The sequence below is a fragment of the Desulfotomaculum sp. 1211_IL3151 genome, from assembly GCF_036763075.1.
Classification (GTDB): Bacteria; Bacillota; Desulfotomaculia; order Desulfotomaculales; family Desulfotomaculaceae; genus Desulfotomaculum.
In genome coordinates this window covers 1-16,435 of the sequence record NZ_JBAIYV010000053.1, presented here as the reverse complement: position 1 = coordinate 16,435, position 16,435 = coordinate 1, and the positions used below count along the sequence as shown (strand labels likewise).

The 16,435-nt window shown below is 38.4% G+C and carries 15 protein-coding genes and 1 pseudogene; 15 read left to right on the top strand and 1 reads right to left on the bottom strand.

Going from position 1 to position 16,435, the window contains the following annotated elements; genetic code table 11:
- From V6C11_RS15330 to V6C11_RS15280, 11 genes and pseudogenes are all read left to right on the top strand, one after another.
- Positions 1 to 1,429 (top strand): amidohydrolase family protein (locus V6C11_RS15330; protein WP_333532076.1); only part of this gene is annotated, 1,429 nt, incomplete at its 5' end.
- Positions 1,430 to 1,661: 232 nt separating this feature from the next.
- On the top strand, positions 1,662 to 2,189 hold the full coding sequence (locus tag V6C11_RS15325) for a sigma-70 family RNA polymerase sigma factor (protein WP_333532075.1): 528 nt from the start codon (positions 1,662 to 1,664) through the stop codon (positions 2,187 to 2,189).
- Entirely contained in the window at positions 2,186 to 3,661 is a 1,476-nt protein-coding gene (locus V6C11_RS15320) for a hypothetical protein (RefSeq protein WP_333532074.1), read from the top strand. The genes V6C11_RS15325 and V6C11_RS15320 overlap by 4 nt, the downstream gene beginning before the upstream one ends.
- Positions 3,662 to 3,703: 42 nt before the next feature.
- Positions 3,704 to 3,814, top strand: a pseudogene (locus V6C11_RS15315) (PhnA domain-containing protein); the annotation flags it as partial.
- 118 nt (positions 3,815 to 3,932) lie between these two features.
- Positions 3,933 to 4,805 (top strand): pentapeptide repeat-containing protein, encoded by an 873-nt coding sequence (locus V6C11_RS15310; protein ID WP_333532073.1) that lies wholly within the window; start codon positions 3,933 to 3,935, stop codon positions 4,803 to 4,805.
- Between the two features lie 303 nt (positions 4,806 to 5,108).
- On the top strand, positions 5,109 to 5,618 hold the full coding sequence (locus V6C11_RS15305; protein ID WP_333532072.1) for a hypothetical protein: 510 nt from the start codon (positions 5,109 to 5,111) through the stop codon (positions 5,616 to 5,618).
- A gap of 515 nt (positions 5,619 to 6,133) precedes the next feature.
- On the top strand, positions 6,134 to 6,493 hold the full coding sequence (locus tag V6C11_RS15300; RefSeq protein ID WP_333532071.1) for a BlaI/MecI/CopY family transcriptional regulator: 360 nt from the start codon (positions 6,134 to 6,136) through the stop codon (positions 6,491 to 6,493).
- Positions 6,494 to 6,498: 5 nt separating this feature from the next.
- A complete protein-coding gene (locus tag V6C11_RS15295) occupies positions 6,499 to 8,520 on the top strand; it encodes a M56 family metallopeptidase (RefSeq protein WP_333532070.1) in 2,022 nt (673 codons plus the stop codon).
- 113 nt (positions 8,521 to 8,633) lie between these two features.
- Positions 8,634 to 9,101 carry a DUF4829 domain-containing protein gene (locus tag V6C11_RS15290; RefSeq protein WP_333532069.1) on the top strand — a complete coding sequence of 156 codons (468 nt, stop codon included), beginning with the start codon at positions 8,634 to 8,636 and terminating at the stop codon, positions 9,099 to 9,101.
- 198 nt (positions 9,102 to 9,299) lie between these two features.
- Positions 9,300 to 9,776 carry a pyridoxamine 5'-phosphate oxidase family protein gene (locus tag V6C11_RS15285; protein ID WP_333532068.1) on the top strand — a complete coding sequence of 159 codons (477 nt, stop codon included), beginning with the start codon at positions 9,300 to 9,302 and terminating at the stop codon, positions 9,774 to 9,776.
- A complete protein-coding gene (locus tag V6C11_RS15280) occupies positions 9,766 to 10,002 on the top strand; it encodes an alpha/beta fold hydrolase (protein WP_333532067.1) in 237 nt (78 codons plus the stop codon). The genes V6C11_RS15285 and V6C11_RS15280 overlap by 11 nt, the downstream gene beginning before the upstream one ends.
- A 528-nt stretch (positions 10,003 to 10,530) precedes the next feature.
- Here the strand turns inward: V6C11_RS15280 and V6C11_RS15275 are convergent.
- On the bottom strand, positions 10,531 to 11,466 hold the full coding sequence (locus V6C11_RS15275; RefSeq protein ID WP_333532066.1) for a DUF4180 domain-containing protein: 936 nt from the start codon (positions 11,464 to 11,466) through the stop codon (positions 10,531 to 10,533).
- A 202-nt stretch (positions 11,467 to 11,668) separates the two neighbouring features.
- On the opposite strand from V6C11_RS15275, the gene V6C11_RS15270 reads away from it, so the two are divergent.
- The 4 genes from V6C11_RS15270 (at position 11,669) to V6C11_RS15255 (ending at position 15,957) form a co-directional block, all read left to right on the top strand.
- Positions 11,669 to 12,349 carry a response regulator transcription factor gene (locus V6C11_RS15270; protein WP_333532065.1) on the top strand — a complete coding sequence of 227 codons (681 nt, stop codon included), beginning with the start codon at positions 11,669 to 11,671 and terminating at the stop codon, positions 12,347 to 12,349.
- The gene (locus tag V6C11_RS15265) at positions 12,349 to 14,046 is read left to right on the top strand and encodes a sensor histidine kinase (RefSeq protein ID WP_333532063.1); all 1,698 of its coding nucleotides are present in this window, start codon (positions 12,349 to 12,351) and stop codon (positions 14,044 to 14,046) included. The genes V6C11_RS15270 and V6C11_RS15265 overlap by 1 nt, the downstream gene beginning before the upstream one ends.
- Positions 14,047 to 14,384: 338 nt before the next feature.
- Complete coding sequence (locus V6C11_RS15260; RefSeq protein WP_333532062.1) at positions 14,385 to 14,888, top strand: RNA polymerase sigma factor; 504 nt, start codon at positions 14,385 to 14,387, stop codon at positions 14,886 to 14,888.
- Entirely contained in the window at positions 14,881 to 15,957 is a 1,077-nt protein-coding gene (locus V6C11_RS15255; protein ID WP_333532061.1) for an anti sigma factor C-terminal domain-containing protein, read from the top strand. Before V6C11_RS15260 ends, V6C11_RS15255 begins: the two co-directional genes overlap by 8 nt.
- Positions 15,958 to 16,435 lie beyond the last annotated feature (478 nt).

The window sequence follows — 16,435 nt, the reverse complement described above, 5'->3', positions numbered from 1 at the left end:
CTTGGTTATCATTTTAGCTGGTCTCGATACCCGTTATTCGAGAACCGGTTCTCATACCTGGACCCACCTTATTCCATTTATGGAAATTAGGTCTGTCCAGTGGATCTACTACTATTATACGAGGAGGATTATCCTGTACGCTTTTGTTTTCATTACAATGCTGATTGTATCCTGTGTTGTTTACTACTATGGAACCTTATATAAGGTCAGCGAAGCCCAAAAGGGATATTTGGCATTAACCGGAGCCACGGTGTTGGTTGGCGAAGATTTAGTCACTAGTCAGAATACTACCGTTCTTATTCACGACGGAATAATAGTCAGGGTTGGAAATGATAAAGACATTGACATTCCTTCGGATGCGACTATTTTGGATATGAACGGTTACACCCTAGTGCCCGGCTTGTTAGATCTGCATGTACATCTGGGATCACCGGAACTTGACGTGGGTCAGAAACCTCACTTACTAACAATGCCGAAGTTGATAGCCGACTGGGTACGCTTTATCCCCGGTACACGGCGTGCTTTTTTAAACCATGGTGTTACGACAGTGCGAAGCCTTGGTGATGAATATGAGTGGATCATGGACCTTCGCCAGCAACTTAGGGACGGTGTTTTGGAAGGACCACGTTTGTTTGCTGCCGGACCCATCTTCACAACTAAGGGAGGACACCCAGTAGCAACCTTTGGAATCGATCCCATGTCAGATGCGGTCCGCCTTCCGGCAACCCCGGACGAAGCCCGCGATTTAGTAAATGCGTTAGTCAATGGAGATAGCAGTGTTGATCTTATCAAAGTCGTTCAGGAAAGGGGAAATCCTAAGCGCCTTTCCTTAGAACCTATCGCCCCCGATGTCTTGGGCGCTATTGTGACCGAGGCACATAAGCACGACCTTCCTGTTATCGCTCATTGGGGAACGCTGGAGGATCTTAAAGACGTACTTGCAGCTGGAGTTGACGGCTTGGAACATCTGGAAGCGCGTGGTGTGCTCGAGGGATGGCCGATGGAAACTCTTGATTTATTGGTGGAAAGTAAGGTGCCTCTATCCCCTACGCTGATGGTAACGAATGTAGTAGTTGAACCAGATGTTCATAAGCAGCTTAGAAAACGAGTTGGAGAGTTTCATGACGCCGGTGGTCGCATAGTACTTGGCACAGATGCGGGAATGCCGGGTGTTCCCTTCGGTGCCAGCGTTCATCAGGAGCTTGAGCTTTTGGTAGAAAGTGGACTTATGCCGCGGGAGGCTCTTAAAGCTGCGACCAGCGAGGCTGCTAAAGAACTCGGAACTGGACATATAGGAGCTATTGAACCTGGGCGCGCAGCAGACTTGGTGTTAGTGCGTAACAACCCCATCCAAGATATTCAGGCCATTCGAAATGTGGTGATGGTCTTTCTGGATGGACGGTTAGTGGTAGATCGTTTCGCAGATTGAAAACAGAATAAAGGGTCTATTTTGATAGCCGCCGCACAAGCAGCACTGAAGGTGAAGAGATAAGCTGGATGCTTTCAGACATACTCAAAAAAATAACCTAATCAAAATGAAACAGGGTATCGCTCCGTGACCGACTCGGGGCGATACCCTGTTATTTAACTCAAAATAAATATTCCGTGGGATTCTATAAATTCACTTGTACAATAGGTTAGATGATGGAGGAGGTGAGTCTGTGGATGAAAAGATTATTGAGCTAATAAGATCTCAAAAGGACAAAGGTCTAATGCTCATGCAACAACAATATTCAGGACTGATGCATTATATAGTTAGAGGCATTTTACAAAATAAGAACGATATAGAAGAATGTATCAGCGATATCTCCGTAAAAGTTTGGCATTCCATCGAGAGCTATTCCCCAGAAAAGGGCAAATTCTCCACATGGCTTACCGTCATATCGCGAAATACAGCGCTCAATTATCTGAAACGCAGACATACGAAGCATGACGAACTAAAAGAGGAGACAGCGGATACCTCCTCTTTGGAAGATGATGTCCTTCGCCGGGAACGGGCAGAGGAATTAAAGTGTGCAATAAGTACACTTTCCTTTGAAGAACAGCATATTTTCTACCGTAAATACTATTATCTGCAGCGAACATCCCAAATTGCTGCAGAGCTTGGAATGACAGAACGTTCTGTCGAGGGAAAACTATACCGCCTGCGAAAAAAGCTGCAGAAAAAATTGGGAGGTGATTTCAGATGAGCGGAAAAGATTTTAATTTTGATCAACAGATGATTGACCAGCTCAGCGATGTGACCCCTCCAGAAGAGGAAATCCGTAAAATAAATCCGTGGAGCAAACCGATTGGCTTTATCACTTGGGGTTTTATCCTGACAACACTGCGTCTAGATTTTCTGTACCTGCAGTATATTCTGCCTACTATAGGTGTTATGCTGATTTTTATCGGCTTTCGCAGCCTAAGAAATGAAAACAAATATTTTAAGATTGCATGGATACTTTCCATATTGAAGCTGTTTTTACAACTGGGAGACCTCGTTTTGGTTTCCACGCCCCTAAACATTGTGGGCTATCGAGAGATCGCTATAGGTACGGTAATGCTTGCTTTTCAAATAGCTATGTTTCTCGTTTTCCGAGCAGCTCTGCAAGAGACTTCTCAAAAAGCAGGTAGATTAATGGAAGGCAATCCATTGCTTTGGGCATCGTTGTGGACAGTGGCAGCATTCCTTATTGCTCTATTCCCACTTCCGGAGAGTTGGTTGATCTTTATCCCCATGGTGATATGCTATATTTTTATTGTACGATCATTGTACCTCATTGGAGGCCAATTGGATGATACGGGATACATTCTGACAAACGCCCCGATCAGGATCAGCAACCGAACATTTGGATGGACGTATTTTCTTGTTGCACTGACAACTGTGATCATATGCAGTACTTTTTACAACCATTTGCAACTGGAACAACAAGAGTATTATCTACCGGAAACCACTGAAGTAAGGCAACATCTGCTTGACATGGAGTTTCCGGCTGAAGCCCTACGGTATCTCAGCAATGAAGATGTGTCAAGGTTAAGTGATGCTGTGAATGTCGAATCATTTAGTAAGTTGCTGATGTTTGATGCAAAGAGAGTTGAACATCGGGAAAGCTTTGGAGGGCACACACAAATTACCCATACTTATAAACCGGGTAAAAAAAATATCGAGGCCACTACGGTCTACATCGAGATGCCGGAAAATGTGGTATATGTCATGCAATATTTCACATGGAAAGGAGGACGGCCAATCTGGCAGGACGGCATTCTGATTTCAGGAGAAACAGAAGCGGATGACAAGCAGGTAATCAGCAGCAGCTTGTTCTACAGCAAAAGAGGTACAGAGTATACTGCGGATTTCCCCCGCATTGTATGTGATAAAATGACAAAAAACACGATGTTTGGTACCTACTACCCCGTACTAATAACGGGTGCTCTAAGTTATCCATTTGACTCTGAAGATCAGGGCGGATATGTACTTTACCGTTATACGGTCAGAGTTGACAGTAATATTTATGCTACTCATGCTACCCTTAGTTACGTACATCTTTTAAGCCCATTACACATTCCCTATACAAAGACCGAGGACTTGATTTTAAGTGGTGCTTATACCTTTGAGGATAGGTTGCAGCAGCATTATACAAATTACGAGTCTTTGGCATTTAGAGAAATAGACCGGTAATTATAAATCTGCGATAATGGCTGATTTTGGGTCAGTCATGAGGTGATCAATGATGCCAATGGAAACACTTTGAAAGATGGAGACTCTGTTATTGTAATCAAAGATCTAAAAGTGAAAGGCAGTTCATCGTCGGTGAAAAAAGGTGTAAGAGTTTATGGACACAAAAAGTGTTCCATAATAGTAAAAAACGGTGATTGGTCCATTAGGATAGCAGCCGCCCAAGCAGCGGTTGCAGCAAAGATTGGTTGAAGCCGATAAGGGGGAACAAATATTGTCCGAAAACGAAATAGATTCATCTTTCTCTGGCAAAAAACGCAGTAATCTGCACCCTGACTGTGAAAACTGTTTTGGTTTATGCTGTGTTGCACTCTACTTTTCAGCTTCAGAAGGTTTCCCGATCAATAAAAACGCAGGTGAGCCTTGCCCCAATCTGGAACAAGACTTTCGCTGTTGTATTCACAATAACCTATTGGAACATGGACTTAAAGGTTGCATTGCATTTGAGTGTTTTGGCGCGGGTCAGAAGGTTTCTAAAGTTAGTTTTGATGGACGCGACTGGCGGAAGGCCCCAGAATCTTCTGAGCAAATGTTTAAGGTATTTTTATTCATGAGACAACTTCATGAGCTCCTCTGGTATCTGACAGAAGCGTTGACGCTACAACCAGCCAGCACGATCCATGGTGCGCTTAGCTCCATGCTTTATGAGACGGAACAAGTCACTTGCCTTAGACCCGATTTACTCATGCAACTAGATTTGGTAGCACACCGAGAAAAAGTTAATACTCTGCTTCTGAGGACGAGTGAACTCGTAAGGAGTGAAGTTTTACAAGGGCTGAAGACTCATCGCGGACGCAAGAAAACCTTCGGCAGGGGAACAGACCTTATTGCGACTGACCTTAGAAAAATTGACCTGAGAGGAGCTAACTTGAGGGGAGCATATCTTATTGCAGCAGACCTCAGAGGAGCAGACCTAAAGGGTACTGATTTCATTGGAGCTGATTTCCGAGATACAGACCTTAGAGGAGCCGATCTTAGCAAGAGTATCTTTCTTACACAAGCTCAGCTTAATGTAGCGAAGGGGGATGGTAGTACAAGGTTACCTCCATTACTTATTCACCCCAAGCACTGGAGTGTTGCCCCTTAAATGGTAAAGGCTGTTATTCTGTGCATTTAGTCACAACAGCCGTGCAATTTATGAATTACATCAAGGGTTCCACAATGTGAAAAAACGGCACTTTGGTCTATTATGATAGCAGCCGTCCAGGCGGCGGTTAACAAAATAGACCAAGCGAACTAATTAAAACAAATATTCAAAGCAGGGTATCGCCACTTAAACTTAGGAGGCAATACCCTGTTTTGGTTATTCAATATGTGAGATTGTGGTAAAAATGTTATACTGAATTGGTAGAGAATGATGCAACAGATAGTGTTTTTTGGAGGGATGCACGTGACAAAAAAGAGAAAATATATCATTGGTGCAATATTAATGGTTTGGTTTGCATTTTTTATTACAGATTTTTCTTTCGCAAAGGAAAATAAATCCCCTATCTTTGCAGTGCCTGTAGTAATGCACAAAGATGGTGGTTCAACAGAATACTATGGGTTAGGATATAAAGTTATAAAATATGTTAATCTAACGGTTGAAAAAGGGACAGAGGTGGTAAAAACTGATTTTGGTACTTGGCTTATGAGATTTTCCTTTCCTGAACTAACGGATAGAATACCAATGGTAAGAATTGCAGGAAGGTTATATTTAGACACTGGAAAAGAAAGTGATATTGAAGCAAGATGTGGGGTCATGGATGGAAAAATAACTTCAACGGTAGAACCTTTTGAAAAACCTACCCAGGATAATCAATCTAATTTTGGTAGTGGGTATGAATATCAATTTGTAAATGATAACAGTATTGATATTTATATGAATGAAAAATGGATTAGATTTGAGAATAAAGATTAACAGAGGTTATGCGTATCATACTGGGTTGAGGCCATCAAGAATTTTTATATCGTGTGCGGGATTACAAGGAGGGAAAATGTTAAAACGGGCATTAAGATTTGCTATTGGACCAAGTATAGGGATAACTTTGGGAGGCATAATTATTCCGAGAATTATGTCTCCTAATCTTTATAATGAAACATATCCACCGATATTGGTACATGCAGCTTTGTATTTTATTGTAGGTTATATTGTATCATTCCTAGTTTCTTTTTTTATAGAATGGACTAAATTAAAATTTTAACTAGGTGATTTAAACGTTCAAGAAAACTCTGGTTTTCAATGTATAGCTGTACTTCCGAAGTTCCAGGAATCATCAAAATACCATCTGTATCCATTTTAGAAATAGGTTGTCACTTGGTGATCTAGAGCAAACTTTAGGATGTACTGGTTTATTTGCAAATTGACAACATAGGTCTATTCCTGTAGACTAAAAACATAGCAGGTCTATATAAATAGACCCAAGGAGATATGCCATGGAAAAATTAAATCTTTGCGAAAGTGAATATCGTTTTGCCTGTATTGTTTGGGAGAACGAACCCCTTGGTTCTGGAGAACTGGTAAAGCTTTGTAATGAAAAGCTTGGGTGGAAAAAATCTACAACCTATACCGTTTTGAAAAAGTTATGTGAAAGGGAAATATTGCAAAATGAAAATGCAATCGTTAGTGCTATTGTAAAACGGGAGCAGGTGCAAAAATTTGAAAGCGAACAGTTTATGGACAAAACCTTTAACGGCTCATTGCCCCAGTTTATTACAAGTTTTATGAGCGATAAAAAGCTGTCAAAGGCTGAGGCAGATGAACTTAAAAAACTGATTGACAGCTATAAGGGGTGATAGGCATGGATTTCTTGCCGGCTTTATTTTCTAGCGTACTTAACATGAGTATTACCACAAGTTATGTCATTTTATTTGTTATGCTTACGCGATTGTTTCTCAAAAAAATGCCTAAAATTTTTTCCTACGCTTTATGGGCAGTTGTATTATTTCGGTTTTTATGTCCATTTTCCTTTTCCTCCGCTTTTAGTTTTTTAAAAGCCATCACCCCAGGCTCAGGTAAAATGGATTATATCCCTTCCGATATTGGGATGAGGGTACAACCCCAGCTAGAAACCGGGATAGGTACAGTAAATTCAATTAGCAGTGGCTCTTTAGCGGCAGCAATGCCCTATGCCAGTGCAAATTCAATGGAATTTATCACGTTTGTTATGGCTGGCATATGGGCACTTGGTGTTCTGGTTCTAATAATTTATAGTGTTGCCTCCTACTTCCTGTTAAAAAGAAAGGTCAGCACAGCGATGCTTTTGCAGGATAATGTTTTTGCGTGTGAAAACATTGCCACACCTTTTGTGCTTGGCATCATAAACCCTAAAATTTATTTGCCAATAGGGCTCTCGGAAACAGAGAAAAGATTCATCGTAAAGCATGAACAAACCCACATCAGACGATTTGACTATATCATTAAGCCTGTGGCTTTTTTAGTACTTTGCATCCATTGGTTTAATCCTTTAGCATGGATCAGCTTTGTGCTGATGAGTCGTGATATGGAAATGTCCTGTGATGAACAGGTCATCAACGAGCTTGGTCCAGAAATCAAAAAGGAATATAGTGCCTCCTTATTATCCTTGGCAATGAATGGAAAAATGATCAGTGGAAGTCCTCTTTCCTTCGGAGAAACGGGTGTAAAAGGGCGGATAAAGAACGTGCTGAATTATCAGCGACCGGCTTTGTGGGTAATTGTTATAGGAGTAATTGTGGTGACAGTCATGGGGATGGGGCTTTCCAGCAATCCTAATGATAATAAGGCAAAAAAAATTGCAGAGTGGGACAGAGTAGCTTATTTTGCGCCGGATGCCAAGCAGACCATGGAGATTTATAGAAAGGCACTTCTGGAAAGTGATTATCTAACCCAGCTTTCTCTTACACATGCTGAGGCTTTTGATCCGCAGGGACAGGAAATCTGGGACACAATAAAAATCAAGGATGTAAAAGTGCTTAAAGAAGATGTACATGAAAATAAGGCTTGCTATTGGTTAGAACTGGATATTAAAGATAGCGGAAATTCTGCTTTTGAAACAGGAATTTTCCCTCGCTGGCTGTGGCTGGTAAAAGGTGAGCAAGGCTGGTATGTAGAAGGTCTGATGACCAGTGGACCACCGCCGACTAATTGGTTGCTTTCTGAAAATAAACAAGAAAAAGCAATCAGTATTAAGGATTTAACAGAAAAGTCAATTATCACCAGTGACCGCTACCAAAAGACAGAATATCCCCTGCTAGCTGCACTTCCCAAAGAAGATATTTATTTATATGGATTGAAGCCTGTCGGCGTAGTGCTTCGATATGGGGATAAGCTTCAACTTTTTAATTGGAAATATCTGATGCCCAGATTTATTTTGCCTGTTTTACATAAATACGATCTAGATCATGATGGCGAGGATGAAATTATTTGTGTCCTAGATGCAGGTTCGGGCACAGGATTATCCCTTTATGAACTGCATGTTCTAAAGCCTTCCGGGGCATCTGGCTATGTTGACTACATGTTTAGTGATTATTTAGAACAGGTGACAAGGACGCTCTCCGCCACTTATTATCAAAAAGAAAATAACCTGGTATTAAAAACCAATAAGGATAGTTATACCTATCGTATTCCTGCAGAATATCAAAACTTAACTTATAAAAGTATAGCTTATGGAGATATTGTTTTCTTTGATATTTCAAATGGTTTAAAAATAAAGATGCCACTTGGTGTGTACTTTGACGAGATGGCAAGCCCACAGTTTTTTGAAGATGCTGTCTTTTTTAATGGAGATATTGTATTTAAAAATGGCAAATTTCAGATTGTAAATCCACAAATAACCAAATAAAAACCCGGAGCAAGCAAGCTTCTACAATGCGGATGATGCTGTTGGATATTAGTTATCTTCCAGCTTTCTAGTAGAATATTGCGAAGTATTTTAGAAAAGATAGGAGGGCTGTAATGAAGTGGAAGTTTGGTATTTTGCTCATAATTGTTATGATTATTTTTGTGGGTTGCTCGAAGGACAGTCATAGTAAAGTTGATTCTCAAAGTTATTCAGCACAAAGTGTAGTAGAGAAATATTTTCAATATAGAAATGAGAAAAATAAAGATAAACTATTAACTACTTTAACAGAGCATTGGAATGCCCCAAATGTGGTTTGGGGATTTGAAAATTTGGATAGTATCCGAATTATAAATATTGAAGAAGAGAAAAACGAAAAAGTAAAGAAACTTTATTTAAGTACCGGAAGAGGTAGTATAAATGGAACAAAAGAAAATAACCTCAAGGTTTATAAAGTTAAATATGTAGTAAAGAACAAAAATGATAGCGTGGGACCCCAGGAAAGCGGGACATATGAGTGGTGGTATTTTGTTATAAGAAAAGATGAAAGTTCACCATGGCGCATAGATGATTTTGGAGTATAAATAATTCATATTTTATACCGCTTCTAATGATTACCCGCAGAACTACAATAATAAGACAATTAAAAAGACCCGATCTGGACCGAGATAAAACGCACAGTTTATCTGTGTAGACGGAAGGATAAAAGCCTGGGAGATATTATGTATATCTTCCGGGTTTTTATTCTGAACGATTATGCGATGAAAGTGAGGAGATAACCAATGTTTAGAGAATTGAGAAGAGGTAAGCAATTATTATCAATGGAAGATACCGTAGCTGTAATGGACAGATGCACAAATGGTGTTCTGGCGTGCTTAGGTGATGAAGGCTTTCCTTATGCAGTTCCACTCAGCTATGTCTATTACAATGACAAAATCTATTTTCATTCAGCAAAAGCCGGACATAAAATCGATGCTATTTCGAACTACCCAAAGGTATCTTTTTCAGTAATCGATGAAGATACGATAGTAAGTGAAAAATATACTAGTTATTTCCGTAGCATTATTGCTTTTGGTAAAGCAAGGATTGTAGAAGGTGATGAGCGGCTGGAAGCTTTTAAGGCTTTAGTTGAAAAGTACTCAGGAGATCAACCAGAAGAAGCCAAACGTAAGGAAATAATCGGATGTTCGCAAGCTTATATTATTGCAATTGACGTCGAACATATAACTGGCAAGGAAGCCATTGAATATGTCAAATGAAGATAATGGATATACAGCGGGTAATAACCAGATAAATGAAATAGAGGCCCCGGTACTGAGTTTTTGGGGTGATAAGGACATAATCATACCGGAAGCGACAGCAAGAGGAACCGTTGAAGCGCTGGGAGACAAAGCGGAGTTGATTATTCTAAAAAATAGTGGACACTCTCCTTTCGTTGATTGTCCGGATGTGCTAATGCAAAAGATAGGTGATTTTATTATATAATGATGGAGATTACATAATTACGATTTGTAAATATCAAAATTCATATTACATTGCTTAAGAAGATAGCGGGTGGCCCAGGCCGCTGTTAATAACAAAGACCAATCGAAATAAGGCAAAAACGGTTGGTTAAAGCTCAAAAAGACTTTTATATTAAGGATTTAACGAGGACTTCGTATAAAATAAAGCAAGGGTATTATTTATTAGTGCTTTTAAAAAATAATACCCTGTTTTTGTTATCAATGGGAGTGTAATTATTCTTTATTTTTCAGGAAGTTAAGTATCCGATCCGCTGAAAATCGACATTTTTGCCGTCCGTGGTTTGAAATATTTGAACGTCTCTGCTGCGAATGAAAGTTTTTCCTCCAATCTGGATGAATAGGATGAAGAATCATTACCGCCGATTCCCATTTGTATATATTTTCCACTGTATCTCTGAATATTATGATAGGTTTGAGCCACTATTTGAAGTGGATCTCGCAAATCGGAACGGTGGCTCTATCCGTATATTACTCAATCTCACCTTCCTTTCTAATTAAAAAGCCATCTTTCAGCTTCTTCTTTACTTTCATATATTCTAAAATGATTGCCCTTGTTTATTTCAATGACCATCTCTTTAAATCTGCCTTTTTGAATTGTCTCCTGAGGGATAATAGCAGCAGCTTTTATACCATAGTTTATAAATTTTTGAATAATATTACCAGCCACTTTGGTTTTAAGTTTGAAGAAGTCTTCTGATAAGGCTGCATCGTGTATCATAAGCGCATGTGCCTCATGCTCCCAGCATAAAGCCACCAGATCAAGTGCATCATTCTCGGTACTTAATGGTTGGGTAGTAGAAATCAGTTCAATATATTTTTTATTCTCTGTTTCTCTAATTTGATAGTTCATTTTATCTATTTCCTCCACAGCTTCATTTTCAAACAACTTCTGACGGGTTTCACGGACCCAATTCAGTTCATTATAATAGGTTGAAATAATGTTTTCTGAAATCATCTCCCATATTAAACTTTCCCGAGTGCTTCTATTAGGAGAATGAATAGAATTAGGAGAATGAATAGAACGTCTGCACTTCTCCTGCTGCATAATCAATTGTGCTTTGATTTCATTTTCATATTTTGTGAGAATTTCACTTAATTCTTGATTGCTTAACATATCTGACCAGGCAAGTTGTACCAAAAATAATTTTTTTATTTCAGGAGCCTCCGGTGATGATATAACCCACTCTTTTAATTCTTTAAGCCCTTCTTCTGTTATGGTATATATTTTTTTTGAAGGAGAGTTATCCTGATGAATCACTTTACTTGTAACAAGTTCTTCATCTTCCATACGAATAAGAGCTTTGTAAATTTGATTATTATTACCAGACCAATACATAAAGGAGGAATCCTCAAAAGTCTTTTTTAGTTCGTATCCGGTTGAAGGCTTCCAACTAAGTATACCTAATATTGCTGATTTGATTGACATTCAATGCACCTCTTTTAACAATAACATAGGTTAAGAGTAACATATGTTATTGGGGATGTCAATTTGAGAAAATTTATTTGACATGTTGTTGATTAACATGTTCCCATGAACTTTTAATAGCAATGATTACAAAAAGTGTTTGCTAGAAGAGGACATAAAAAAGATATTTTTGTATGCTAATCTATACTCGGAGGTGCAAAGGATGGTTTTTAAGCTTCTTTTAGTCGAAGATGATGCGGAAATGAGAGAAATTATTACAGATTATTTTATAGAGAAAAGCAGTGGAGCTTTTGCTGTAAGTTCTGCGGAAACGGGGAATGAAGGTTGCCAAAAATCCTTTGACAACGAATATGATTTGGTACTTTTGGATGTCATGCTACCCGAGGTTGACGGATTTACAATTTGTAGGGAGCTTAGAAAAATTAGCGATGTGCCGATCATATTTATTACAGCAAGGCACAATGAAGAAGATCGATTGCATGGGTATCAGCTTGGCTGCGATGACTATGTAACGAAGCCTTTTTCTTTGGCAGAGCTTTATGCAAAAGTAACGGCTTTATTAAAGCGTGCAAAAGGTATGATAAGAAATGAAATAATGACGGCAGGTAGCATAAAACTAGACCCATATCGCTATACGGTTTTTGTAAATGATGAGGAAGTAATACTGGCACCAATAGAATTTGCTGTTTTAAAGATTCTTATGGACAATCTTGGTCAAGTGGTGAGCCGTGACAGCCTACTGGTTAGGGTTTGGGGATATGATTTTGATGGTAATGACAGAGTGGTGGACAACCATATAAAAAAACTGCGTAAAGCTTTAGGCAGCGCTTCTTCTCAAATCAAAACTGTATTTAAAAGAGGGTATAAACTGGAGGAGGAGTAATGAAAAAGAACAAAGCAAAAAGCATAATTTACCTACGTACTTTGAGTGTATTTTTGGCAACCTATTTAGTGCTGATGATAGGTTTCAGCGTATTTTTAGTATTCCAGGAAAGACAAGCAGCCGGCATGGAACTCCGGACATACGCCTTACAAGTCAATAATAGAGTTGAGGGTGTTTTGCAAAATCACCTTGATAATGACAAGCATATAACAGATATTTCCAAGGTAAAAAATGAGTTATTACAGGAGAGTCCCTTTTTCACCCTTATGGATTCTGAGATGGCAATTTTTACGGGTGACTATGAAATTCTTTTTAATACCAATAACGATTGGCGGTGTAGCTATACAAAATATAAAGAAGGAAATAAGAATTATACAGGATATGGCTATTTAAGTCCAAAGGATTGGTTTAGCAAAGAAGAAATAAGGGAGCTTGAAAGATATTTATACGCTAATCCACAACCGAAAAAGATAGGAGATATTTCAGGGTATACAGTAAACTTACAGGGTTTCTGGGTCGATAATGGTATGATCATTCCAGAAAAAGTAAATGTGAATGCTATGTATGCCCAAAAATTTGATGAAAAAGGAAATCTGAGTTCAAGTGGTGGTGTCCATACAGATGACATTGTCTATCTTTCTGGTTTTAAAAACACAAGGGGTTTACCCTATTTTGAACACGGAGCCATCGTTCCAGATAACGGAAATCCCAACAGTGAAAAACGAAATGAGCTTCGCCAAATGGTGGTAGATCAGTCCAAATTAAAAGAAGCCGTTCATCCGTTCAATATTTTAGAAGGTTTATTTCAAAGGGTAGAGTTGCTAACTTATCGTTACTATTTGCCGGTACCTTATCAGAATGAGGTTAGAGTGAATGATGACCAAAGTCTAGAGGCTGACCTTTGGACGGTAATCGGTTGTGACATAAATATCGGGGAACGGTGTTTTACTACCTTAGCCTTCGTCTGGGTTTCCTGTCTAATAACATTTAGTATGGCAGCATTAATACTTGCGACGCAAACTTTTAAAACTTACAAACAACAGGAGGAACTTGAAAACCAGCGCAAGGAAATGACCAATGCTCTGGCTCATGATCTAAAAACTCCTTTGAGCATTATCTCTGGATATGCCCAAAATTTACAAGAAAATATCCATACAGAGAAAAGAGAGCATTATGCTAATCATATCCAGGCGAATGTAAACCGTATGGATAAAATAATCCACAAGATACTCGAACTAACTAGATTAGAGTCAGATTCACTGCAAATTAAATTTGAAGATGTAGCACTTGGTGAGGTGTGCAAAAAAATTATTGATCGTTACAAGCTGGTTTGCGAAGACAAATTAATTACTACTTCTTTGGAGGGTAAAGCGTTAATCAAGGCGGATCGCTCTTTAATCGTAAGGGCTATTGATAACTTTTTCTTTAATGCTATTGATAACACACCCGAAGGAGGCTCAATAAATATAAGAATATTTAACGATACACTGGAGATATATAATAGTGGCAGTCACATACCGGAAGATAAAATTGATGAAATATGGTTACCATTCAAAAAAGGAGATATATCACGCAGTCATACAAAAGGTTCGGGTCTAGGATTAGCAATTTCCCGTGCAATTTTGGAACGACACAATTTTTCTTACGGAGCTGTAAATAAAGAAGATGGTGTTATATTCTGGTTCAGATTTCGATAGTTACTAAGGATTTGAGAGAATTTATTTAAACAAAGCAAGGGGTATTGTCTTTTGTGTAATTTTAAGAGACAATACCTTTTTTATTAAAATTAATTTTTCCAATTACCAATAAAGTAAGTGTTTTTTGAGTAATTCTTAGGCGTATTTTGTCTATATTTGGTGTTAAAAACCTCCCAAGGGGCAACTAATTATAAGGGTTAGGGTTTTAATTTTTAACTAAGATAAATTAAATTTAAAAGGCATGTATACTTTTTAGGTACATAACGGTTATATCTGTGTAAGCTTAACAACATATTATTTCTTAACCGGTTAGGATGTCCCTGGTAAGGTGGTGAAAAATGCGGCATGACACTTTAGAAGAGCTTCTATTGGAGGAAGCAAAGACCGTCTTTAAGTATCTTTTAAAAATGGGAGCTTCCAAAGAAGATGCTGAAGATATTGTTCAAGAAACCTTATACAAAACCATAAAAAACATTGATGCCATAGATGAAGAAAAAGTCAGACCCTGGCTTTTTAAGGTGTCCATTAATAGCTATTACAGCCTGTATAACAAGAAAAAGAAACAGAGTAATCTTTCTGCAAATGATTCGCACAACCTAAAGATGCTTACCGAAAGTACGGAAGATTATTTTATAAGTGAAGAAACAAAACAATCCATCCAGAAGGCATTGAATCTCCTGAAACCCTCTTATAGGGAACTACTGGTTTTAAAGTATATTATAGGTCTGTCTTATAAAGATATTGCAAATACTTTAGAATTCAATGAAGAAAAAGTCAAAGTTTATCTTTATAGAGCAAGAAATAAGTTTAAGGAAATTTGGGAGGGATTAAAACTTGAATAAGAATCAACTAAATAGCCAAGAGCAAAATGATGAAGAAGAACTGGATAGCTTATTTTTTGTCTCAAGTAATAATAAATTAAGAAGGGCGATTAAAAAAGCCAAATGGCATTCCATTTTAAGAAATGTGTTAATCAGTATTCTTGTTATCGTAGTCCTTTTTATCGGAGGTTCGATTGCAAATCGTGGCATAAATTACCGATTGGAAGGACCAGTGCAAATTGCTGTAGATAATTTTAATGAAATTTCCGCACCTAATAAATATGTTGGTAGAGTATCTCGGTATCACGAAATTCTTGGTGGCAGAAATGAATATACAACCTATAAGATTATTGAAGGTAAAATAGTATATAGCGGTGAAGGGGACTACAGCTACGGTTTATTTCGGAACGAATGGGGTAACAGAATAGGTACATCGTCGCCATTGATTTTAGGAAATAGTTTTGATGCCGGGGATTTAGATATGCAGAGGTATAATGAGTTGGGGCAAAGAGAGATGGTCTTCTTTTATCCTTTTATCAGTTATCCCAAATATAAAAATGATTTGCTGCTCTTGAATAATATAGGATCTGACAAGGTTATGGAAATGGCTTTATCCTTTGATAAGGATTACAGTATAGATGAGGTTAATAATATGCTCCCTGACAATGTAACACTTTCTTGGTATTGGGTAGATGACTTAAGTGGGGAGGAAAAAGAAGCCAGTAAATTACGTAAGGAAAAGCAACAGGATTCTGAAGGGACAACCCAAGAAGTTGATTACCCTGCCAGAATACGTTCCGAAAGAACAGTTTATGGTATAAAGGCTTATGATGGTAATGGGGAACCTCAAGAAGACCCTGTACAGAATTTCATTTGGGCATTTAAAAACGGAGGGGAACATGCAACCAGGTTTAAATCTGAATTTGAACGAGTTTATCGAAATATTGCAGGTGAAGACGGTAATTTAACAAAAGAAGATATTCGGGTTTTGGGAGCGGTTGTTACCGGGGATGTTGATCGTTTAAATACCCTTCATAATTTACCTTTTATTAAGGCTTCTTCATTAGGGGTAGTTACTGAAAAATATTAAACATATTTTTTAGGAATAGCGTTAATTCAAGTTGGTTTGCTCATTCTTCCTTATGGAATATAACGGGTTTTTCTTATTTTGTTCAGTTATTCAAAACAAATTTAAAACAGAGCTTATACGCGCTAAGAAAAATCCGCCGTCAGGCGGGTTTTTACTTTTTGAAAAGCACGGAACGGAGTTCTGCCTGCGCGCGCCGTTGCTGGCTGCGGAGTCTTGTGGTAAGCGAGTCGTTATGGTATGCTTACCCAACATATTCAATAGCAGTCGGGAAAGAAAGGTAGAAAAGGGGGAGGTATTATTAAAATCTTAGGGATTGTCGGCAGCAAAAGAAAAAATGGGAATACTTCATTACTGGTCTTCTGTCAAGATATCGGACAAGTTAAAAGTAGAAATATCCCTAGTTTATTGTTTTAACATGCTAAAGCACTTTCGAAATCATAAGGTGATATCATGCCACAATGTTCATGAATTCTAACAG